This window comes from Neobacillus niacini, assembly GCF_000759675.1.
Classification (GTDB): domain Bacteria; phylum Bacillota; class Bacilli; order Bacillales; family Cytobacillaceae; genus Neobacillus; species Neobacillus niacini_A.
Genome location: NZ_BAWM01000045.1, coordinates 25,123 through 46,347, shown reverse-complemented (window position 1 = coordinate 46,347; position 21,225 = coordinate 25,123). Strand labels below are relative to the sequence as shown.

General features: G+C 36.2%; 20 protein-coding genes and 1 pseudogene. 15 read left to right on the top strand and 6 right to left on the bottom strand.

Going from position 1 to position 21,225, the window contains the following annotated elements:
- Positions 1 to 189 precede the first annotated feature (189 nt).
- The 9 genes from TR08_RS17210 (at position 190) to TR08_RS17170 (ending at position 8,633) form a co-directional block, all read left to right on the top strand.
- On the top strand, positions 190 to 897 hold the full coding sequence (locus TR08_RS17210; protein WP_045520202.1) for a M48 family metallopeptidase: 708 nt from the start codon (positions 190 to 192) through the stop codon (positions 895 to 897).
- A 57-nt stretch (positions 898 to 954) separates the two neighbouring features.
- Entirely contained in the window at positions 955 to 1,473 is a 519-nt protein-coding gene (locus TR08_RS17205) for a DUF1456 family protein (RefSeq protein ID WP_045520201.1), read from the top strand.
- Positions 1,474 to 1,478: 5 nt separating this feature from the next.
- Complete coding sequence (locus tag TR08_RS17200) at positions 1,479 to 2,150, top strand: response regulator transcription factor (protein ID WP_045520200.1); 672 nt, start codon at positions 1,479 to 1,481, stop codon at positions 2,148 to 2,150.
- Positions 2,151 to 3,551 (top strand): sensor histidine kinase, encoded by a 1,401-nt coding sequence (locus TR08_RS17195; RefSeq protein WP_045520198.1) that lies wholly within the window; start codon positions 2,151 to 2,153, stop codon positions 3,549 to 3,551.
- Positions 3,552 to 3,661: 110 nt separating this feature from the next.
- Complete coding sequence (locus TR08_RS17190; protein WP_081954531.1) at positions 3,662 to 4,048, top strand: hypothetical protein; 387 nt, start codon at positions 3,662 to 3,664, stop codon at positions 4,046 to 4,048.
- Positions 4,049 to 4,247: 199 nt separating this feature from the next.
- The gene (locus TR08_RS17185) at positions 4,248 to 5,282 is read left to right on the top strand and encodes an ABC transporter permease (protein ID WP_045520454.1); all 1,035 of its coding nucleotides are present in this window, start codon (positions 4,248 to 4,250) and stop codon (positions 5,280 to 5,282) included.
- Position 5,283: 1 nt separating this feature from the next.
- Entirely contained in the window at positions 5,284 to 5,985 is a 702-nt protein-coding gene (locus tag TR08_RS17180; RefSeq protein ID WP_045520196.1) for an ABC transporter ATP-binding protein, read from the top strand.
- Positions 5,986 to 6,372: 387 nt separating this feature from the next.
- Entirely contained in the window at positions 6,373 to 7,338 is a 966-nt protein-coding gene (locus TR08_RS17175) for a quinone oxidoreductase family protein (protein WP_045520194.1), read from the top strand.
- A 101-nt stretch (positions 7,339 to 7,439) separates the two neighbouring features.
- Positions 7,440 to 8,633, top strand: a complete 1,194-nt coding sequence (locus TR08_RS17170; protein ID WP_045520193.1) for a nucleoside transporter C-terminal domain-containing protein — start codon at positions 7,440 to 7,442, stop codon at positions 8,631 to 8,633.
- 66 nt (positions 8,634 to 8,699) lie between these two features.
- On the opposite strand, the gene TR08_RS17165 is transcribed toward TR08_RS17170, so the two are convergent.
- Positions 8,700 to 11,783 carry an efflux RND transporter permease subunit gene (locus TR08_RS17165; RefSeq protein ID WP_045520191.1) on the bottom strand — a complete coding sequence of 1,028 codons (3,084 nt, stop codon included), beginning with the start codon at positions 11,781 to 11,783 and terminating at the stop codon, positions 8,700 to 8,702.
- 95 nt (positions 11,784 to 11,878) lie between these two features.
- Between TR08_RS17165 and TR08_RS17160 the strand changes: the two genes are divergently transcribed.
- The 6 genes and pseudogenes from TR08_RS17160 to TR08_RS17135 form a co-directional block, all read left to right on the top strand.
- On the top strand, positions 11,879 to 12,715 hold the full coding sequence (locus TR08_RS17160) for a TetR/AcrR family transcriptional regulator (protein ID WP_045520189.1): 837 nt from the start codon (positions 11,879 to 11,881) through the stop codon (positions 12,713 to 12,715).
- A gap of 45 nt (positions 12,716 to 12,760) precedes the next feature.
- The gene (locus TR08_RS17155) at positions 12,761 to 13,030 is read left to right on the top strand and encodes an iron-sulfur cluster biosynthesis (RefSeq protein ID WP_045520187.1); all 270 of its coding nucleotides are present in this window, start codon (positions 12,761 to 12,763) and stop codon (positions 13,028 to 13,030) included.
- Between the two features lie 193 nt (positions 13,031 to 13,223).
- Entirely contained in the window at positions 13,224 to 13,997 is a 774-nt protein-coding gene (locus tag TR08_RS17150; protein ID WP_045520185.1) for an IclR family transcriptional regulator, read from the top strand.
- Positions 13,998 to 14,056: 59 nt separating this feature from the next.
- Positions 14,057 to 14,944 carry an acetaldehyde dehydrogenase (acetylating) gene (locus TR08_RS17145; RefSeq protein ID WP_045520180.1) on the top strand — a complete coding sequence of 296 codons (888 nt, stop codon included), beginning with the start codon at positions 14,057 to 14,059 and terminating at the stop codon, positions 14,942 to 14,944.
- A gap of 22 nt (positions 14,945 to 14,966) precedes the next feature.
- Positions 14,967 to 15,983: a 4-hydroxy-2-oxovalerate aldolase gene (gene dmpG, locus TR08_RS17140; RefSeq protein ID WP_045520178.1), complete on the top strand. Its 1,017-nt coding sequence runs from the start codon at positions 14,967 to 14,969 to the stop codon at positions 15,981 to 15,983.
- A 12-nt stretch (positions 15,984 to 15,995) separates the two neighbouring features.
- Positions 15,996 to 16,271, top strand: a pseudogene (locus TR08_RS17135) (GntP family permease); the annotation flags it as partial.
- A gap of 69 nt (positions 16,272 to 16,340) precedes the next feature.
- On the opposite strand, the gene TR08_RS17130 reads toward TR08_RS17135, so the two are convergent.
- The 5 genes from TR08_RS17130 to TR08_RS17110 all read right to left on the bottom strand — a co-directional run bounded on the left by TR08_RS17130 (position 16,341) and on the right by TR08_RS17110 (position 21,158).
- The gene (locus tag TR08_RS17130) at positions 16,341 to 17,417 is read right to left on the bottom strand and encodes a Ger(x)C family spore germination protein (RefSeq protein ID WP_052427494.1); all 1,077 of its coding nucleotides are present in this window, start codon (positions 17,415 to 17,417) and stop codon (positions 16,341 to 16,343) included.
- The gene (locus tag TR08_RS17125) at positions 17,401 to 18,501 is read right to left on the bottom strand and encodes a GerAB/ArcD/ProY family transporter (RefSeq protein ID WP_045520176.1); all 1,101 of its coding nucleotides are present in this window, start codon (positions 18,499 to 18,501) and stop codon (positions 17,401 to 17,403) included. Before TR08_RS17125 ends, TR08_RS17130 begins: the two co-directional genes overlap by 17 nt.
- A gap of 10 nt (positions 18,502 to 18,511) precedes the next feature.
- On the bottom strand, positions 18,512 to 19,996 hold the full coding sequence (locus TR08_RS17120; protein ID WP_045520175.1) for a spore germination protein: 1,485 nt from the start codon (positions 19,994 to 19,996) through the stop codon (positions 18,512 to 18,514).
- 229 nt (positions 19,997 to 20,225) lie between these two features.
- The gene (locus TR08_RS17115; protein WP_045520174.1) at positions 20,226 to 20,666 is read right to left on the bottom strand and encodes a MarR family winged helix-turn-helix transcriptional regulator; all 441 of its coding nucleotides are present in this window, start codon (positions 20,664 to 20,666) and stop codon (positions 20,226 to 20,228) included.
- Positions 20,667 to 20,678: 12 nt separating this feature from the next.
- Positions 20,679 to 21,158 (bottom strand): glutathione peroxidase, encoded by a 480-nt coding sequence (locus TR08_RS17110; protein ID WP_045520172.1) that lies wholly within the window; start codon positions 21,156 to 21,158, stop codon positions 20,679 to 20,681.
- Between the last annotated feature and the right edge of the window lie 67 nt (positions 21,159 to 21,225).

The window sequence follows — 21,225 nt, the reverse complement described above, 5'->3', positions numbered from 1 at the left end:
AACAAAAAGTTATACCATGTGATAAAATAAATTGGTTGTGATTGCTCGTATAGACAATTGATGAAAATATGTAAACATTAAGGTTAGAGTAGAATTTTATTGCTTCTCTAATTTTTCATTATTTTTCACATTGATTTAATCAATTGTCATAATGCGAAATATATATCACGAATAACTATAGGTGATGGAATGATTCATAATTATTTAGGGCAAACAATTCGTTTTGAGATAAAATATAAAAAACGTACATCCATGAGCATTTCTATCGATCACTATGGAAATGTTGAAGTTCAGGCTCCTAAAGGAATGTCCGATGAACGAGTGATACAGGCTCTAGAGGGAAAATGGGATTGGATTCAGGAAAAATTAAATGAAATGAAGGAAAGAACGCTTGGACCAAAGTTGAAGACCTATGATCATGGTGAAAGCTTCCTTTATTTAGGGAAAGAATATCCCATTCAGATTTCTCAAAATATGAATATTGAGCAAGACTATGCTGTGTTTGAAAGGGAAAAGTTACATATAGTTGTGAAACAACTTGAGGATGAAAAAATAAGACAAGCATTAAAACGGTTTTACTATCAACAATGTAAAATGTTAGTCGAGAGGAGTATTAAATCTTATCAAAGCAATTTTAAAACAAAGCCACGGTCTATCCGGATTACGGATAATAAGACGAACTGGGGAACCTGTGATTCGAAGCAGCAGTTAACCTTTAATTGGAAGCTGGCAATGGCGCCTCAGCAGGTAATCGACTATGTAGTCGTTCACGAAATGTGCCATATGGTCCATCTGAATCACGATCGATCCTTCTGGCGTCTTGTTGGTAAAATACTTCCCGACTATGAGCAGCAAGAGAACTGGCTAGCATTATCCAGTTGGAAAATGACTGTCTGACATTTGAAACGGATATACTTGTGCTATACATATAGAAATCTTATTGGAGGGTTATAAATGGAGAATAATGATATATTAGTTCGATTACGGTATGCACTAGATATAAAAAATACAGATATGGTTGAGATATTTAAACTAGGCGGCATCGAAGTATCAAAAGATGAAGTGCTAAAAATCCTGACAAAATCAAAAGACAGCTACGATGATGAAGTTGATTATGATGATATTACTGAGGATGAAGACAACATTAAATGTACGAATAGTATGTTAGAGTCATTTTTAAATGGCTTTATTACTTTTAAAAGAGGTAAGCAAGAACCAAAACCTGGACAACCTGATACACCAACACCTTCAAGGAGTAAGGAAAGTGTTAATAATATACTACTAAAGAAGTTGAAGATAGCGCTGGCATTAACAAGTGAGGATATGCTCGATATATTTGAAAAAGCAGGAATTACGGTAACAAAAGGTGAATTAAGCGCCATATTAAGAAAAGAAGGTCATAAGAATTATAAGCAGTGCCTTGATAAATACGCTAGAAATTTCTTGAAAGGATTAGCAATTGTATATAGGTGAGTTCCATGAAGACGATTCTAGTCGTTGATGATGATCAGCATATTCGTTATTTAGTAAAGGATTTATTAATGAAAGAAGGGTACAAGGTTTTAGAGGCACCAGATGGAATAGAAGGACTAAGGCTTGTTGAGAAAGAATTATGCGATTTGGCTATCGTGGATATCATGATGCCGAAAATGGATGGATATCACTTAACCGAAGAACTCCGCAAATTCAATGATATCCCCATCATTTTGCTTACTGCCAAAAGCCAAATTGAGGATAAGGAAAAAGGATATCACTCAGGAACAGATGACTATTTAGTAAAACCTTTTGAGCCGAAGGAATTGCTTTTTAGAGTAAATGCCCTGCTAAGAAGATACGGAAGATTGAATGAATCAAATATAAAAATAGGAAATCTTTTTATTAATAAAAAGAGCTATGAAGTGGAAATAGCTCAAAAAACGTATATGTTACCTTTAAAGGAATTCGACCTGCTTTATTTCTTAGCTTCGCATCCTAATCAGGTTTTCAATCGATATCAATTGATTGAGGAAGTATGGGGTTTTGAATATGAAGGAGATGAAAGGACAGTTGACGTTCATATTAAACGTCTTAGAGAAAGGTTTAAGCATGTAACTGAAGTGGTTTCCATCAAGACCATTAGAGGTGTAGGCTACTCTTTGGAGGTCCAATAAATGAAATCTCTTTATGGTAAGTTTGCTTTTTCGACTATATTCATTATGGTGCTTAGTGGAGTTTTATCATTTGTTATTTCAAATTTGTATTATCAACATTCACTTAAACCTCAAAATGATCATAAAATCACGAATTTTGCATTAGAGATTTCAGAATATGTTCAGACAGATCCAAACATTGATCTAAATGAATACTTAGATCATATAGGGTCAATTGGTTATCAAATATATATCGTAAATGAAGATGGAAGGGAACACTTTTTCGGGACTTCATACCGGGAAAGAAACCTTTCAAATAAGGCAATTGCTGCTGTTCTTGCTGGTGAAATCTATCATGGTATTAATCAATTTCCACATAAGACATTTGTTACTGGATTCTTTGCCAATGAATTAAAGAACACGGTTGGAGTTCCTTTTACATACAAACAACAGAATTATGCCCTATTCATCCGTCCGGATATTAAACTGATGTTTAATGAGATGCATTTATTGTTTGCTTGGCTTTTGCTTACTTCCATTTTTTTAAGTATTTTGTTTGTTTTAATAAGCTCGAAGTACTTAGTAAAACCGATTGTCAAATTAAATCAGGCAACCAAAACATTATCCGAGGGGAATTTCACCATTCATTTGGATATTAATCGAAAAGATGAAATAGGCGACTTAGCTGCAAGCTTTATGAACATGTCAAGAAAGCTGGCTAAAGTAGATCAATTAAGAAAAGAGCTTATATCAAATGTCTCTCATGATATCCAATCACCGATTACGAATATAAAAGGGTATTTGAACTTATTAGATGATGAGGAAATTTCCAATGAGAAAAAGCAAAATCACATAAAAGTGATCCATTCAGAACTCAATCGTTTATCTAATCTTTCAAAACAGCTGCTACTTCTCTCTTCGATTGAAAGTAAGAAGGATTTAATGGACATAAAAGAATTCAATGTGGCAGAACAAATTATAAGTGTAATTCAGCAATATCGCTGGAGAATAAATGAAAGGGAACTTATGCTAAGCTACTCCCTTCCAGAGACAAAAATGAGTGGGGATCCTTTTTTGTTATATTCGGTGTGGGAAAACCTATTAACCAATGCAATAAAATATAATGTGGAGAATGGAAGTATCGACATTACATTAACGAACACATCTGACTCCATTAAAGTCCAATTTAAGGACTCTGGAATCGGATTGGCAGTTGAGCAAATAGAGCGAATCTATGACCGTTTTTACCGTGCAGACCCTTCAAGGTCTAAAGCTGTGGAAGGAACGGGATTGGGTCTTTCAATCGTTCAAAGTATTGTACAAATGCATCAAGGGAAAATAGTAGTGGAAAGTGGTAAAGATAGTGGCACAACTTTTACAGTTATTCTCCCATACAAAGATCCAGACACAAGTAACCAATAGAATTGTCATTTGAAATTCATCTTCCGTTCATATTCATAAGGTACACTCATTATGAAATTATGAAAAAGGTGAATTTTTTTATTTATAGAAAAAATGAGGGGAAACGTATAATGAATATGAAATATAGTAATTTGCTATTAAGGTTATCAGCTATTTTCGGCTTAATTGGAGCCGCGATGGGAGGACATATGGCAGGGTCGTATGATTATGCTTTTAAACCTGTCCATGCCCATATACTCGTTGTCGGCTGGCTTTCGATTTTTTCATGGGCTGTTTACTATCGAGTATTTCAACCAACTGCGAAACTATTATCCGCTTTTCATGTATATACAGCGATAATTGGTGTTGTCGGTTTAACTGTTGGGATGGCACTTAATATTTTCAATTTCCTGCCTAGAGCTGTCAACTTAATCGTTTATATTGGCGGAGGAGCAACACTACTACTTAGTTTCTGTTTGTTTTGCTTATTAGTATTTACTCAAAAAACAAACAAATAGTATTAGAAAGAACAGAAATCTTAGCAACTATTCTATGTAACTAGAATTTAGACCATTCCTCGAGAATGGTCTTTTTGCGTAGAACAGAAAAGATTTTAGATAAAGTTCGCACACGTCTTAAATGTAACTTCCTGTTCATTGTCAGTTCACATAGCGATTATATACTAAGGGGGTCAAATAGAGATTGGGAGGAATTATGATGAACATTGCTTGGAAAGAAATAAAAAAAAATAAAGTAAGGTTTCTGATTTTAGGTTCAATCGTTTTTCTCGTTAGTTTATTAACGTTTATTATATCTGGTTTAGCAAATGGATTATCACAAGACAACGCTGCATTAATTAAAGATTTACCAAGTGGACAATTTTTTATGAATGAAGATGCAGACGAAACCTATAATCTATCAAGAATTGATAGCAGTATACAAGATAAAATCTTAAACAATCAGAAGGATGCTGTAGCATTATCCATTCAAATGGGCTTCTTAAATGATGAGACGGGTAAGCAGCGAAGCGTCGCCTTTGTTACATCTACTGATTCAAAGTTATTTAACCATGTTAAAGATGGTGAAATCGTACTTGATCGGTCATTGGAGGATGAAGGTATAAAGATTGGAGATACCTTAACGAATAATCAATATAGTGGAAATTTTGTTGTAAAAGGTTTTGTCGACCAAAAGAAGTACAGCCATGCACCTGTTGCATATATCAGTATGGAGGACTACAGAGAAATTTACCGAGTCGAAGAAATGCAATTGGTTTTCGTACCGGGTGAAGATTCCTCACTAGAAATCGCTGGACTACAATCTTTCACAAAGATAGATTTTCTCAACACAATTCCGAGTTATAGCGCAGAACAGATGTCTTTAAATATGATTGTTTGGTTTTTGGTGATAATTAGCGGAATGTTGTTTGCTATTTTTTTCTACATGATGAATGTTCAAAAAATGGGTTTATACGGTATTTTAAAGGCAATCGGTGTAAAAACAAGTACGTTGTTCAAAATGATGTGGACACAAATGGTTTTTATTACAGTCATTGCACTTGCCCTATCTGTTACATTCAGTCAAGTTTTTAATATGATTGCACCTAAGGGAATGCCTTTTAGTTTAACGCCTGAAACAACAATTCAATTGTCGGTAGTCTTCCTAATTATCGGATTTATTGGAGCTACACTATCAGGTGTACAAATAAGAAAAGTAGAGCCATTACAAGCGATTCAACAAGGAGAGGTTTAATATGGCATTATTTACGATTGATGAAGTTAGAAAAACATTTACGAATGGTGAAGTGAAGGAAGAAATACTAAAAGGAATTAATTTATCTCTTAGAGAAGGAGAGATAACTGCATTAGTGGGTGCATCAGGTTCGGGTAAAAGTACACTCCTTACCATAGCTGCAGGGCTTCAACCTGCATCAGATGGACAAGTAATATTCGAAGGTGAAAATATGGCTGCCATGGGCTCAGAGCAAGTCCGAAAAATACGAGCAAGTAAATTCGGTTTCGTTTTTCAATTTGCACATCTTGTTCCTTTTCTCACAGTAGAAGAACAACTGATGCTAATGCTGGATGTTTCTGAATCGAAATTAAAGAAACATGAGCAAAAAAAGGAAGTTGATAAAATTCTAAGGTTAGTTGGAATGGGACATCGGAAAAATGCTTATCCGTCTTCATTGTCGGGCGGGGAAAAACAACGGGTTGCAATTGCTCGTGCAATCATCCATAAACCTAAAGTTCTCTTCGCAGATGAACCAACTGCAAGTTTAGATTCAAAAAGGTCTAAGGACGTTATGTCTTTAATCCGGGATTTAACAAAAACGCTGAACATTACTACCCTAATGGTTACACATGACGAAGAAATGCTTGGATTTGCTGATCATATAATTAAAATGAGCGATGGACAGGTTTTGCAAGGTGTTGGCATTATAGTAGAAAACTAGAAAGCAGATTGGCCTTATAATACGACATTCATTTTACCTGTTTTAGGGGTTAAAGCCTTATTTGGAAGGGCTTTAGCCTCTGCTAATCAAACGTTTGATTAACATAATAATTTGTCAAAAAACGGTATAGTTTGTATTACCTTATTTTTTTTGACTGCCACTGAAGGTTTTTAGGGAAAACCAAGCCTAATTTACGACAAAAATTTCCCCGAAAATAACTCAAAGTTCATTTTTTTAAAGGGATTATGCAAAATTAATCAAACGTTTGATTAAGATATATATTGTCAGTAGTTGTCGTCTCGCCCATTTTAAAAAGCGGTTTTTTTGTATCTACTCCTGAAAAACTATACAATGTGAAATATATTTTTGAATGCGAGGAGCAGAAGAATGAAAGCACTAATCTTTAAAAGTTTCGGTGGACCCGAGGTATTACAATATATAGATATCCCTGAACCAGTCATTAGTGAAAATGAAATCTTGGTAGGGATGAAGGCGATTGGATTAAATTTTGCAGATATATACCGCCGAAAAGGGAATTATCATCTAGCAGGAAATCCTCCATACATATTGGGTTATGAAGGTGCTGGAATCGTGGAAAAGGTTGGTGCTGGAATTACCACTATAAAGGTTGGGGATCGGATTGCATTTGCAGATGTACCCTTTGCTAATGCTGAGTTGGTTGCGGTTCCTGTAGAAAAGGCCATTCCCTTACCAGATGATATCTCCTTTGAAACAGCTTCATCCATCTTACTTCAAGGTTTAACAGCACACTACTTAACAAAGGATAGTTTTGAAGTAAAAGCTGGGCAATCGATCCTTGTTCACGCGGCAGCAGGCGGAGTTGGTCAAATTCTTGTTCAAATTGCGAAAATATTAGGCGGACAAGTTATTGGTCTTACATCATCAGTTGATAAATCTAAAGCTGCTTTTTCAGCCGGAGCCGATCATGTGTTTTTATACAATGAAAACTGGATAGAGGAAGTAAAGAATGTAACAAATGGATATGGTGTGGATGTTGTTTATGATTCTGTGGGTTCCACTCTTCAGGAAAGCTTTGAGGTTACTAAAGTTGGAGGTACTGTTGTTTTTTATGGTATGGCAGGGGGTGACCCTGCTCCGGTGGATCCTCGGATGCTTATGGATACTTCGAAAACACTAACCGGGGGGGACCTTTGGAATGTTCTTACTTCGTTAGAAGAAAGAAAAGCACGTTCAAAACAATTATTTGATTGGATCGTGGAAGGGAAAGTAAACGTTCAAGAACCAGCTATTTTTTCGTTAAAAGATGGCGCTAAAGCACATACATTACTAGAAAGTCGAAAAAGCACAGGGAAAGTTTTATTAAAACCTTAAAATGTTTGAAGAAGCTCTTTTTTTCATTGTTTCCCTTTTGTTGGGAATAATGAGAAAAAGGGCTTTTTGATTTAGAAAATTTACATCTAGGAGTTGCTTTAATGTATTTTATAATTAATCTAATAGGCTTTTTTGTTGTGATGGGTGTTGTATTTTTATGTTCTCCCCAAAAGAAAGAAGTTAAATGGAAAGCAATTGTCTTGCTTGTTGTGGTTGAATTGCTTATTACCTGGTTTATGTTGGGGACAGATATTGGCAGCTGGCTGATTAATCAAATTGCTGCATTCTTTACATGGTTAATTGCCTGTGCGAGTGAAGGGATTGCGTTTGTATTTCCAAGTGCAATGGCAAATGAGACAATAGACTTTTTCTTCAGTGCGCTGCTGCCGATTATTTTTATTGTGACCTTTTTTGATATTTTATCTTATTTTGGTATTTTGACATGGATTATTGATAAAGTAGGGTGGCTTATTTCCAAGGTTTCGAAAATGCCTAAATTAGAAAGCTTTTTCTCCATTCAAATGATGTTCTTAGGAAACACGGAAGCGTTAGCTGTAATTCGTAATCAACTGTCTGTTTTAAAGGATTATCGTTTACTTACCTTTGGAATTATGAGTATGAGCAGTATCAGCGGCTCGATTATCGGTGCGTATTTATCAATGGTTCCAGCTACTTATGTTTTTAGCGCCATTCCATTGAATTGTTTAAATGCTCTTATTGTTGTCAGCATCTTAAATCCAACCACAGTGCCGAAAGAGGAAGATATCATTTATGAACCTCCAAAATCGGAGAAAAAGGACTTCTTCTCAACCATTTCAAACAGTATGTTAGTCGGAATGAATATGGTAATCGTTATTTTAGCGATGGTTATTGGATATGTAGCGTTAACAGCTGCGCTTAATGGAATATTAGGGGTGTTTATTGATGGTCTTACAATACAAAAGATCTTTTCTTATATCTTTAGCCCTTTTGCCTTCTTGCTCGGCTTGCCTGTTAAGGATGCCCTTTATGTAGCCCAGTTAATGGGTATAAAATTAGCAACAAATGAATTTGTCGCCATGATGGATCTGAAAAATCAATTGGATACATTGTCACCGCATACAGTTGCTGTGGCAACAACATTTTTAACCTCATTTGCAAATTTTAGTACAGTGGGTATGATTTATGGAACGTTTAATTCTGTGCTATCTGAAGAGAAATCTGCGATTATTGGAAAAAACGTATGGAAGCTACTCGTCAGCGGAATTGCTGTTTCATTGTTAAGTGCAATGATTGTTGGTTTATTTGTTTGGTAATAGATAGTAAAAATCAGTAGGAAAAAAGCCCTGAAAAGTGAAGTGTCACCTTTCAGGGCTTTAAAATTAGTTTTCTACAATTTCTTTACGATTTTTCTTGAACATCTTAGATAATACTTCATAAACGATAGGGACAACAATTAATGTTAATAATGTTGAACTTGTTAAACCACCGATTACTGTAATACCAAGACCTTTCGAGATTAAACCGCCTCCTCCTTGACCAATCGCTAATGGGATTAACGCACCGATTGTTGCGATTGCTGTCATTAGGATTGGACGGAGACGAGTTGCACCGGCTTCAAGTATAGCTTCACGCATACTCATACCATCACGTTCCATATGAATAATCCTGTCAACGAGTACAATCGCATTTGTTACAACGATACCAATTAACATTAATAGACCCATCATGACAGAAACGGAAATTGTTTCACCGCCGATTAATAAACCGACAAACGAACCAATCACTGCAAATGGTAACGAGAATAGAATCGCAAATGGTGCGAGACCTTCACCGAATGTTACAACAAGGATAAAGTAAACAATCGCAATCGCTGCAAGCATGGCGATACCAAGCTGCGTAAAGGTTTCGGTCATATCTGCCTGAACACCAGCGACACCAACCGTTACACCTTTAGGTAAATCTAATTTATCGATTTCTTTACCTACTTCAGATGTTGCTTTAGAAATATCTTCGTCAATAATTGTTCCTGAAACTGTAGCATAGTACTCACCTTTACTGCGTGCAAGTGTATTCAACGTTGTACCCTTTTTAACTGTAACAAGTTCAGAAAGAGGCATTGTCGTACCAAGAGCAGTTGGAACTTCTGTTTTTAACATTTCATCGATTGACTTTGGCTGGGCTGCTTGTTCTTGCTGAACAATTACCTCTAATGTTTCACCGTCTTTTTCAACCGTAGTTAAAACTTCTTGTGTTTTATTAGGGTTTAACATCATTACAATTTGTCCTGCAGTTAAACCATATTGCAGCAACTCATCTTGTTCTACTTGGAATGTATATTCAACATAAGCATCTTCTGCACTAGAAGAAACATCTTCTAGACGTTTATTTTCCTTCATCACATCTTCTACCATACCTACAGCATTATTTAGTTTATCTAAATCTTCACTATAGAAGGTGTAGCTTACTTCGTTTGTTGACATCGAAGTAGGAGCAAAGTTTTGTGACTTCCATTCGCCTGATTGCCCGATATTAAATACATATTCTTCAATTTCCTTGCGCACTTCTGGGAAGTTCTCCATTTCTGGGTCGAAGATGAGGTACATTAATGCACCATCTCCGCCACCGCCCATCATCGCCGCCATTGGATCTCCACTTTCCGTAACGGATACTTGTACGATATCAATATCATCACGTTTAAGCATTTCTTCTTCGACTACTTCTATGTTTGCTAATGTATCTTCTTTAAGCTCGCCTGTTCCTGGGGTGTATGTTAAGTACATCACTTTTTCTTCTTCACTGCCCATGAAACTAAAACCGATTAATGGTGTTAACGCCAAGCTTCCGACTAAAAGTACAATAGAAATAATGGAAGTAATGATTTTATGGTTAAGTGTCCATTTAAGGACTCCTTTGTACCAAGTAGCTAATTTACCAGCTTCTTTATGACTGCCTTCTGTTTTTTCACTATATAGCTTCTTTTTAAATAAGAAGTGAGCTAGTGCAGGAACGACTGTTATCGCAACTAGCAACGAAGCACCAAGTGCGAACGTCATTGTTAATGCGAATGGCATGAATAGCTCACCGACCATACCGCCAACAAAGATAAGAGGTGCAAATACCGCAACTGTTACGAGTGTTGATGACATAATTGGTTTGAACATTTCAATTGTCGCTTCACGTACAAGTGCACGACCAGTTAATTTTTCCTCTTTTAGATGTAGACGTCGATATATATTTTCCACTACAACAATCGAGTCATCGATTACACGACCAATCGCTACTGTAATCGCACCAAGCGTCATGATGTTTAATGTAATATCCATCCAGTTTAGAAACAGTAACGCCATAAAAATGGAAACGGGAATGGATACGATTGAAATAATCGTTGATTTAACGTCACGCAAGAATAATAGAATGATTAATACCGCAATCAAACCGCCAAATAGCGCTTTTTCAACCATAGTTGAAACTGATTCTTCAATGGGAGCACCTTGGTCAAGCGTTACATCGATTTTAAGACCTTCAATTTTCTTTTCTTCGTCTTTGATTAGTTCTTTAACACTGTTTACAACATCCACAGTGTTTTCCTGCTGCCCTTTGACAATTTGAATAGCGATCGCATTTTCTCCGTTTGTACGTGAAACGGACTGAACTCGACCCACTACGTCAATGGAAGCAATCTCGCTAAGTTTCACAAATGGTTGAGGATTCGTTGCTGATGGTGTTACAGGTATTAGCATTTCCTTTAATTCATCAGCTGTCATAAACTTGCCATCAATAGAAACAGCCTGTTCGCCTTCTTCAAATTCAAACAGCCCTAATGAAACAGCTAGATTACTTGCTTGAATCATTTGCTTAACTGTGTCTTCTGTTAGACCATATTCAGCCATTTTATTTTCATTATAAGTAAGTTCAACCTCTTCGATGTGCTGGCCCGTAATGGTAGCAGACGCAACACCGTCGATTTTTTCAATTTTAGGTAGTAATATTTCCTCTACGGTAGATGTTAAGTCTACGATATCTCCGTTGGAATTACTCACACTTAAAGCAACGACCGGCATCATGTTCATACTAATAGCAGTAATGACCGGTTCTTGAGCTCCTTCTGGAAGCTTGACAGCGTCAATTGCCGACTCTAATGCACGTTTTGCTTCATCCATATCTTCCCCGTACTCATACTCTACTTGGATGTTAGCCATATTTGAGTACGAATTTGAATATACAGATTTAACACCTTCAAGTCCTTCTACAGCCTTTTCTAAAGGCATAGATATATCATCCATTACTTGCTCGGGAGTTGCTCCAGGATATACACCCATTACCATTAAGTATGGAATTGAAATGTCTGGAATCGTCTCTGTTTTCATTCGTGTGCCTGAATAAATTCCAGAAACCGTAATAATTATCGTTAGTAACCATACTGCAAGTTTATTTTTTAAAACAAAATTGACTAAGCCTTTCACCGTTACACCTACCCTTAATTGACTTATCTAACTCAAGTATTTATAATACTGACTAACCGGTCAATTGTCAATGATTGTACTTAGGAGCGATAATAATGATGAAAAAACAATTAATTATGGAAAAAGCAATTGAGCTTTTTGCTAAACAGGGTTTTGAAGCCACATCTGTGCAACAAATAACAGAACATTGCGGTATTTCCAAAGGCGCTTTTTACTTATCTTTTAAGTCAAAGGATGAATTGATCTTTGCCTTAGTTGACCACTTTATGATTCAATTCACTTCTGATATTGACTATCTAGTCAGAAATGTCGCCAGTGATCAAAATCTTCTATATGAATTTTATTATGCGATATTTAACTCTTTTCAAAAGCATTCTGATTTTGGAAAAATTCTTATCAAGGAGCAATCGCGATCTTTTGATGAAGAATTCATAATAAAAATGCGTTACTACGACCGATTAATGGAGAAGACCATTTTATCAATGGTGGAACGACTGTATGAAGAAAAAGAGGTAAGAGATACAAAGTATGATTTGGTATTTTGTATTAAGGGCTTTATGAGTATGTATTCACAGCTGTTTTTATTCTATAACGTACCGTTAGATTTGAAATTGCTATCACAATCGTTAGTGGAAAAAACAAATCTGCTTGCAAGAAATACCACAGTCCCCTTTATTACAAAAGATCTTATCCAGATGTTCGACGAACCACTGGGTGAAGAGGTTACAAAGGAACAGATTCTTGAAATTATTCAACAAGAACTAGTAGAAATGGAAGAGTCTATTGAACAAGAATCATTAATTCTGTTAAAACAAGAGCTGCTTGCCCCAACGTTACCAAGAGCGATTGTGAAGGGATTAGTAGAAAATATTCGAAATCATCCACAGACAAAATGGATTTCTTATTTACTACGGAACTACTTCATGGTTTAAAATTAGTTGTGAGGACGACAAGGTATGTAAAAAGGGGTTGATTTCGTGTTCGTTCTAACAGAAGCAGCTAAAGCAGAAATACAAAATAGGCTGGAATTATCAGATTCAACTAAGTTTATCCGATTACAAATGCGTAAAAGTTGTTTTATGAAAGTGAAATTAACTTTAGAAGGCTCTATTCAAGATAATGATAATGAAATAGTAAAGGATAAACTTCATTTCATCATCGACAAAGGTGAATGCCATTATTTTCGAGATAAAAAACTAGATTTTATCCCGGATCAAACAGGTTTTAAACAGTTTGAAGTAATTTAATGTTCGATGGATTTATGGGAGCTCATTATAAAAGATGAGCTCTTTTTTATTTTTGTAGAAATGAAATAGTCTGGTTTTTCAGAATAATGAATTTAATATTATTGACATACTATTAGAAGCGAGTTAGTATAAAAACATCCAATAGCAAATTTACGAACAATGTTCGACAATGACGAACGAAAGAAGGAAGATAATGTCTGAACGTTTAATTCAATCGATTGAAAGGGCAGCTAATGTCCTTGAATTGTTTTTGACCACAAGTCCAGAACTAAGTGTTAAAGAGATAAGTGAAAAGCTTCAATTATCAAAAAGTACCGTTCATGGAATTATTAAAACCTTGGAACATAGAGGGTATCTTCAACAAAATCCAGAGGATTTGAAGTATAAGCTGGGGATTAAACTTTTCACATTAGGTAACTTTGTTGGAAAACATCTCGATATTGGAAACATAGCAAGACCCATTATTAGAGATTTAGCGGATGAATTAAATGAAACCGTTCACTTAGTTACATTACAGCGGGATGAAGTTGTTTATATTGAAAAAGTAGAGGGTCCAAGAGCTCTTACTATTTACTCCCATATTGGAAAAAGAGCACCCGTTCATTGTACAGGAGTGGGTAAGGCAATACTTGCTTATTTAAGTGAAATAGAGGTCGATAGGCTATTATCATCCGCAAGTTTAGAAGCATTTACAGAGCACACAATGACAGATGTAAATCAAATAAAAAAACATTTAGTTTCTGTTCGTGAGACTGGCTATGCAGTCGACGATGAAGAAATCGAGTTGGGACTGAAATGTATAGCCGCACCGATATTCAATCATAAGGGAAATGTAATCGCTTCAATTAGCTGTGCTGCACCTAAAATGAGACTTGATGAAGAAAAGCAGCCTAAAGTAATAGCGGGGATTAAGAGAGCTGCATCTGAGATTTCAACATCTTTAGGTAATAAAGGTAATGTCTTTTAAAAAGAAGCTAGAGTAAGAAAACATACAAAAATAAAGTAATTTCTAGGAGGAGAATTATTTTGTCAAAAGTTAAAGTTGCTGTTCTTGGCTCAGGGAACATTGGTACAGATTTAATGATTAAACTTGGTCGCTCTGAATTACTAGAGTTAACTGCCGTAATTGGGATTGACCCGCATTCAGATGGTTTACGCCGTGCAAGAGAAATGGGTTATGCAGGGGTAGACACTGGAATTGATGGATTCCTTGCAGATCCAGAATTAGAAGCTGATATTGTTTTTGACGCAACTTCGGCAAAAGCTCATCTTTATAATGCAAAAGTGTTAAAAGAAGCAGGAATTAAAGTAATTGATATGACTCCGGCAGCTGTTGGTCCCTATGTTTGCGCGGCTGTTAACATTGACGAGCATTTAGAAAAAGAAAATATTAATTTAATTACATGCGGCGGACAGGCAACAATCCCAATGGTCCATGCCGTAAAACGCGTAAGCCCAGTAGAATATGCAGAAATCGTTGCAACGATTTCAAGTAAAAGTGCTGGCCCTGGAACTCGTGCTAATATCGATGAATTTACCGAAACAACTTCCCGTGCGATTGAAGTTGTCGGTGGAGCTAAAAAAGGGAAGGCAATTATGATATTAAACCCTGCTGAACCTCCAATCATGATGCGCGATACAGTGTATACGCTTGTAGAAGAAGGAACAATGGACGAAGAAGGTATCAGAAAATCCATTGCTGAAATGACAGAAGTCGTTCAATCTTATGTGCCAGGCTATCAGCTCCGTACAGAGCCTATTTTCGAAGGTAATAAAGTTACCATCTTCATTCAAGTAGAAGGTGCCGGAGATTATCTGCCAAAATATTCAGGAAACCTTGATATTATGACAGCTGCAGGAGTAAAAATTGCCGAAGAGTTTGCTAAAAATCTTTTAAAGAAAGAAACAGTTTAAGCCGTAGAAAGGGGTAAATAAAATGACAAATGAAAGAGATATTCTGATTACAGAGGTTGCTTTACGAGACGGAAGTCATGCAGTCTCTCATCAATTTACAGTGGATCAAGTACTAAAAGTGGCTAAAGCATTAAATGACGCAAATGTCCCATATATCGAAGTATCTCACGGTGATGGTTTAGCTGGGTCATCATTACAATATGGTCTTTCTCGTACAAATGAACTGGAATTAATCGAAGCTGCAGTTTCTGTTGCAGATAAGTCAAAAATCGCAGTTCTGTTATTGCCTGGTATTGGTACTTTGCACGAATTGAAAGAAGCGGCAAATCTAGGAGCAAAGATGGCTCGTATCGCAACACATGTTACAGAAGCGGACGTGGCTCCACAGCATATTGCCTATGCAAAGGAACTAGGCATGGAGACGGTTGGATTCTTAATGATGAACCATATGGCTCCAGTTGACAAATTAGTGGAACAAGCTAAATTAATGGAAAGCTACGGAGCCGATTCAGTCTATGTAGTAGACTCAGCAGGTTACCTGCTGCCAGGTCAAGTTCGCGAACGAATTCGTGCACTTAAACAATCTGTAGGCATTAACATTGGTTTCCATGGTCATAACAATTTATCACTTGCGATGGCGAATACGCTTGTAGCAATTGAAGAAGGTGCTACACGTATTGATGGCAGTGTTCGCTGCTTAGGAGCAGGTGCCGGAAATACGCAAACAGAAGTACTGGTTGCCGTTTGTGAACGAATGGGAATAAAAACTGGGGTAGATTTATATAAAATGATGGATTTAGCTGAAGACATCATTTCACCACTTTTACCAGTACCACAAGAAATTACAAAAGATAGTTTAACGCTTGGTTATGCAGGTGTTTACTCAAGCTTTGCCTTACATTCAAAACGTGCTGCTGAGAAATTTGGCGTAGATTCGCGTGATATTTTAATTGAATTAGGCAAACGTAAAGTCGTGGGTGGTCAAGAGGATATGATCGTTGAAGTTGCTGCTGAAATTGCAAAAAGTAAGAATCGCTAAAAGAGACGAAATTCTGCCGGTATTGCGATCACTCTTGGGATGATGTCAGATAAATATATTGAACTAGCAAATCAGTTCGATAATCCGCTTGAAGTTATGTACCGTGTTATCTCCATGGCCTCCGGAGGTATGGATACACTGCTGCATAACGGCGCCGTTATTACCTTATTGGCGATTACCGGTTTAACACATAAACAGTCTTACCGTGATATTTTTGCTATCACTATTATTAAAACAATTGCTGCTTTCTTCATCATTGCAGTTTATCTCTTAACTGGAATCGTTTAAGTCACAAAATGGTATAACGATCGTAAGCAAGTAGACATAGTCTAAAATGGACAAGTCTACTTGCTTTTTTTATTCAATGACCCCTGATTCTGTAATCTTTACCTCTGATTTTATCTTGACTACAAGGTCTTTATACTGATTCTCTCTCCAATTCTTAAAATCAAAATTTCTCGTCTGTGTTTTTACAAAATGACCAATTCCTACTGGGTCTATTTGTTTATCTTTAAAATGCTGTATCAATTTAAGGCATTCCTTCTGAATGTCCTTTTCGAATTGTTTTTGTAATTCCTGTATCGTTTTAGGTGTGAGCTCTTGACCGGTAAACTCATCGATGTTTCCATTAACCTTTAAATGAATCGTAACTTCAGCAGGGTTTCTTTTTGTCAATTCGAAATTGTGGGATGAATGAATGCTTCGTACGGCCGCTTCCCCACTTTCTATTTTGACCCGGTGCATACCTTCACTGTATTTGTCTACAAGCAGCTTGAAAAAAAACATTTTGTCAGGTGCAATTTGATCAACCATTTTTCCATGTTTGAGTAAAGCTATCCCACTAATTTTCATTTTGTTTTTTCCAATTTGTTTCAGCTGCGGAATAAAGGGCGTTTTTCCTTCTTGATAAAAATCACCAAGAAACAGTTCCAGATTTGATTGTGGCAGATCTTCATTTTTGATATTATGTTCCATCAACTTTGAAATATAGGTGGCATTTCCTCTTATTCCATATTGTCCAGCAAGTAATTCCTTCGTTTCTCCGTCTACCACAGCTAAATAGAGATCAGACCCAATTGATGGGTCCCTTTGAAAGGCGTCAACCAATGGCAGAATTCCTAATTTTTCGGTTAAGGTCTTACTAAATAAGAGCACCTCAAGGCTTCCGGTTGCAATTGGATCAGCTGTTTGTCGTTGAATATCCTGCAGAATGGACTTACTAATCTCAGCTTTTGTCGAGAAGGTAGTTTTTTTAGGTGGTTGATCAGGCAGGTAAACGGGAATGACAGCTGTGCCAAGGATGTTTTTTTTGTCAATATAGTCGAAGCCTATTCCTTCAATTAAGCTAATATCATCTAATACCTCTTTCTTGACACAGCCAATTAGGTTAAGGGCTAGGAAAACAGAGGTAATCAATTTAAGTATGCTTCTCACGATTTCTCACCTTCTTCGCTATTAACGTACCTGCAAACAATAATGGAACGTATATGAAATTGAAGTAAAAACCAACCTTTCCAGTATAAGTTGTCAGTAAATCAATTTGTCCTCTTGTTGATATCAAACTGGTGGCTATTAAACAAAGAATGGCAATGGCTGTAACCGATGTTTTTTGGCGAATGGAAAATAGCTGTTTGGCTAATCGACTTGCACACCATAAACAAATACATATATTGGGTAATATCACTAAACCCCAGTTTGAAACTCCAATATATTCAAAGCGTTCAACGAAAGGTAATTTAATAATTTTCCACATTGCTAATGTAGGCCATGTGTTTTTTTGCAATTGTGCCTCCGGAAAAAAGCCAAAGGCTAGAATAGCCAAATAGATACAAAGCATTGTTGAAAATAATGCGCCAAAGTGAGCCCACTTTTTACTCCTCTCTGGGTTTTGAATAAACGGATAAAAAAATAATAAGGTTTCAAATCCTAATAGGGTAAACGACATATCACGACTAGCAAGCAGTAACTCCTTTACCGAATGATCGAAAATTGGAAGGAGATTGGTAAAGTCAGAATACGGAATGATCACAACAAACAATACATCAATGTAGAATGGTAAAATGATCGAAAAAAAGGCAATCCCTGCTACCGTCCTAAAACCCCCAAACACAATATAGATAGCTAAAATAAGCAAGGCAAGAGTAAACCAAAATGTTCTTAGTTCTGGAAACATCCATACTTGAACAACTTCTATGTAGCTGCGCAGGACGGTTATGGTAAATAAACAAAAGTAAAGGATAAAAAAGCTACTAAAGATTTTCCCGATTTTTTTTCCAAGTACAAAGGTATGAATCGAAGTGATGTCTCCATCTGCTATTTTTAGCATTTTAAACATCATCCACAAAAGTATATGGACAACCAAACCCGTTAGAATGATGGACATCCAAGCATCATATCCTGCGGTTTTAGCGATAATTCTTTGAAATCCCAGAATACCTACCCCTGACTGCATGGTATGAATGAGGAAAAATACGAGAAAAGGAGATATCTTTTTACTATTTGGAACGTTAGAATTCATAATGATCCCTCTATTCATCTTCTATATCTTTCTTGTCCTTTGCAGCCTTTTTATGAAAACGGTTAGGTTGATTTGTGTTCAGCAGGAATGGTCGTTTTCTTTGTTTATCAAAAGATAACCGTATAAAAGCATCTTTAAGGTCTTGCATCCTAGGAGGGTACAAAGGTTCTAAATAAGGCCTTCCTAGTGAAGTAAGTCGAATAAGGTGGGTCAATAAAAAACTAAAGCAGACCACTATTCCCAGGAGTCCCCATAACTCTGCAAAAAGTAAGAATGGAAAGCGCATTAATCGAATCGTGTTGCCTATTCTGTAGACTGGGGTTGTAAAGGAAGCGAGTGCTGCTAAGGCAATGAAAATTAATAGAATGTTACTCGTAAGACCAGCTTGGACACTAGCCGTTCCAATAACAATCCCGCCAACGATACCAATTGTCTGACCGACCTTTGTCGGCAATCTTGCTCCTGCTTCTCGTAAAAGCTCAATCGTTAATTCCAGAAATAATGCCTCCAAAATAGGGGGGAAGGGAATGGCTCTACGAGAGGCTACTAAGGTATTCATTAAGTCTTGCGGTATTAATTCATAATGATAACTAAGTGTTGCCACATATACGGGTGTAACCAAAATAGAAAACACAACGGCAAATAGTCGAATCAAGCGAAAAAAGGAAGATAGAATCCAGTTTAAATAATAATCCTCAAATGAGCTGAAAAACTCTACCAGTGTAGTGGGTCCAATTAATGCATGTGGTGACCCATCAACAAAAATGGCTACTTTGCCTTCTGCAAGTATGGCAGAAATTCGGTCTGGTCTTTCCGTGTCAAGAAGCTGTGGGAATGGTGAATTTTGATTATCTGAAATAATTTGAACAATATAGGAGCTATCTGTAATCTCATCAAATTCAATGTCTTCAATTCGCTGCCGGACTGTATCTACATTCTCGGGATTTGTAATCCCATCTATGTAAAGAATAGCTACTTTTGTCTTAGAAAGTGTTCCGACCGTTAATTTTTCCATGATTAATTCTTTAACTGGAATTCTTTTTCTTATTAGATTAAGATTCTGATCAAGTGATTCTACAAAGGACTCCTTTGGACCGATTACGCTGAATTCAACTTCTGGGAGGCTCACGTTTCGCCCGATTTCTTTCCGGGCTCCTAAAAAACAAAACTTGTTTTCTTTACCATTTACAGTTAATAGGACAGATCCGGTAAAGAGCTTATCTTCAATTTGTGAGATGTCCTCCGAAATTTGAATGTCAGCTAGTGGGATAATCTCTTTTGCGTCATCTATTTCCTTAAAATTCTCTTCCAATAAATAAGGGAGAATACTTTCTTGAACGGTTTTTTCGTCAATTAATGTAGTTAAAAACTTTAGAGTAAAAGAGACGTTTGTTTTTTGGTTAAAATAATCAATGCATTTATAATCATCGGATTTGGCTAAAATCTTGTCCAAACTTTCTTTCTCGGCATTTTTGTTTTTAAATAGATTAAACATACTTATTCTCCTTTTATAGAAGAGACTAGCTATATTGTTTCCATAATTGGTAAGTTTATGTTTCTAAATAGATAACAATTTCATAAAGGAAATAACTCATAGTAAATGATTTTGGAGAGTTATAGGTTTGATTTGGATAAGATGAGGCTTACTCAACGAGAAAGATATGAATTTCTTATAATAAGAAATAAAATAGCTGTCCAGTCTTGGACAGCCTTTTAAATAAAACTCAATTAGTTTTTCGTTCTCTCATTTTTTTCTGTAAAGTATTCAACTGCTGCATTAACTGCTCATATTCTTCGAGCTCTATTTGACAGGATTGGATTACTTCGGCGACCTTTTTGGTAATGGTTCGTTTTTCTTCTATAGCCTTCTCTTGTAAATAGATATAAACTTTTCTTTCGTCCTCTTTAGAACGTTCTTTTCTTACCCAGTCATTTGCTTCCATGCGTGAAATCATAGGAGTCAAAGTCCCAGTGCCTAAATTCAACTTTTCCCCTAATTCTTTATGTGTCACCCCATCGTCTTCCCATAAAGCCAATAAGACTAAATATTGAGGATAGGTTAAACCAAAGGACTGGAGCACACTGGAATATAATTTATTAAATTCACCAGCCGTTTCATATACGGCGAAGCAAAGTTGATTTTTTAATGTCATGAAGTCTTCCATGGTAATCACCTATTAAGATAATAATTTTTCTAAATCATCCTTCATTTTAACTGGTTCCGTTGTTGGTGCATAACGTTCAATAACCTGACCATTCTGGTCCACAAGGAATTTTGTGAAATTCCATTTAATGTTTTTAGAAAGTAATCCTTTCTTCTGTTCTTTTAGGTAAGTGAACAAAGGATCTGCTTTATCACCATTTACATCCACTTTTGCAAGGATTGGAAAGGTTACACCGTAGTTTAGCTGGCAAAACTGTGTAGTTTCTTCGATGTTGTCAAATTCTTGATTATTAAATTGATCACAAGGGAATCCTAAAATTTCTAACCCACTATCCTTGTAAGTTTCATATAATTCCTGAAGACCTTGGAATTGAGGGGTAAAACCACATTTGCTGGCAGTATTAACAATAATTAGGGGTTTACCTTCGTATTCTTTAAGAGATCTTTCTTCACCATTCGACATTTTTACAGTAAAATCATAGACTGTTTTCATTACTATTCCTCCTACATGGATAGGTATTTTAATTAAATCGTGTACAATTAAATCATACACAATTTAA

Excerpts from the sequence above, each read along its gene's own strand:
- TR08_RS17210 (WP_045520202.1), top strand. The coding sequence starts at position 190 with ATGATTCATAATTATTTAGGGCAAACAATTCGTTTTGAGATAAAATAT.
- TR08_RS17205 (WP_045520201.1), top strand. The coding sequence starts at position 955 with ATGGAGAATAATGATATATTAGTTCGATTACGGTATGCACTAGATATA.
- TR08_RS17200 (WP_045520200.1), top strand. The coding sequence starts at position 1,479 with ATGAAGACGATTCTAGTCGTTGATGATGATCAGCATATTCGTTATTTA.
- TR08_RS17195 (WP_045520198.1), top strand. The coding sequence starts at position 2,151 with ATGAAATCTCTTTATGGTAAGTTTGCTTTTTCGACTATATTCATTATG.
- TR08_RS17190 (WP_081954531.1), top strand. The coding sequence starts at position 3,662 with ATGAATATGAAATATAGTAATTTGCTATTAAGGTTATCAGCTATTTTC.
- TR08_RS17185 (WP_045520454.1), top strand. The coding sequence starts at position 4,248 with ATGAACATTGCTTGGAAAGAAATAAAAAAAAATAAAGTAAGGTTTCTG.
- TR08_RS17180 (WP_045520196.1), top strand. The coding sequence starts at position 5,284 with ATGGCATTATTTACGATTGATGAAGTTAGAAAAACATTTACGAATGGT.
- TR08_RS17175 (WP_045520194.1), top strand. The coding sequence starts at position 6,373 with ATGAAAGCACTAATCTTTAAAAGTTTCGGTGGACCCGAGGTATTACAA.
- TR08_RS17170 (WP_045520193.1), top strand. The coding sequence starts at position 7,440 with ATGTATTTTATAATTAATCTAATAGGCTTTTTTGTTGTGATGGGTGTT.
- TR08_RS17160 (WP_045520189.1), top strand. The coding sequence starts at position 11,879 with ATGATGAAAAAACAATTAATTATGGAAAAAGCAATTGAGCTTTTTGCT.
- TR08_RS17150 (WP_045520185.1), top strand. The coding sequence starts at position 13,224 with ATGTCTGAACGTTTAATTCAATCGATTGAAAGGGCAGCTAATGTCCTT.
- dmpG (WP_045520178.1), top strand. The coding sequence starts at position 14,967 with ATGACAAATGAAAGAGATATTCTGATTACAGAGGTTGCTTTACGAGAC.
- TR08_RS17125 (WP_045520176.1), bottom strand. The coding sequence starts at position 18,501 with ATGAATTCTAACGTTCCAAATAGTAAAAAGATATCTCCTTTTCTCGTA.
- TR08_RS17120 (WP_045520175.1), bottom strand. The coding sequence starts at position 19,996 with ATGTTTAATCTATTTAAAAACAAAAATGCCGAGAAAGAAAGTTTGGAC.
- TR08_RS17115 (WP_045520174.1), bottom strand. The coding sequence starts at position 20,666 with ATGGAAGACTTCATGACATTAAAAAATCAACTTTGCTTCGCCGTATAT.
- TR08_RS17110 (WP_045520172.1), bottom strand. The coding sequence starts at position 21,158 with ATGAAAACAGTCTATGATTTTACTGTAAAAATGTCGAATGGTGAAGAA.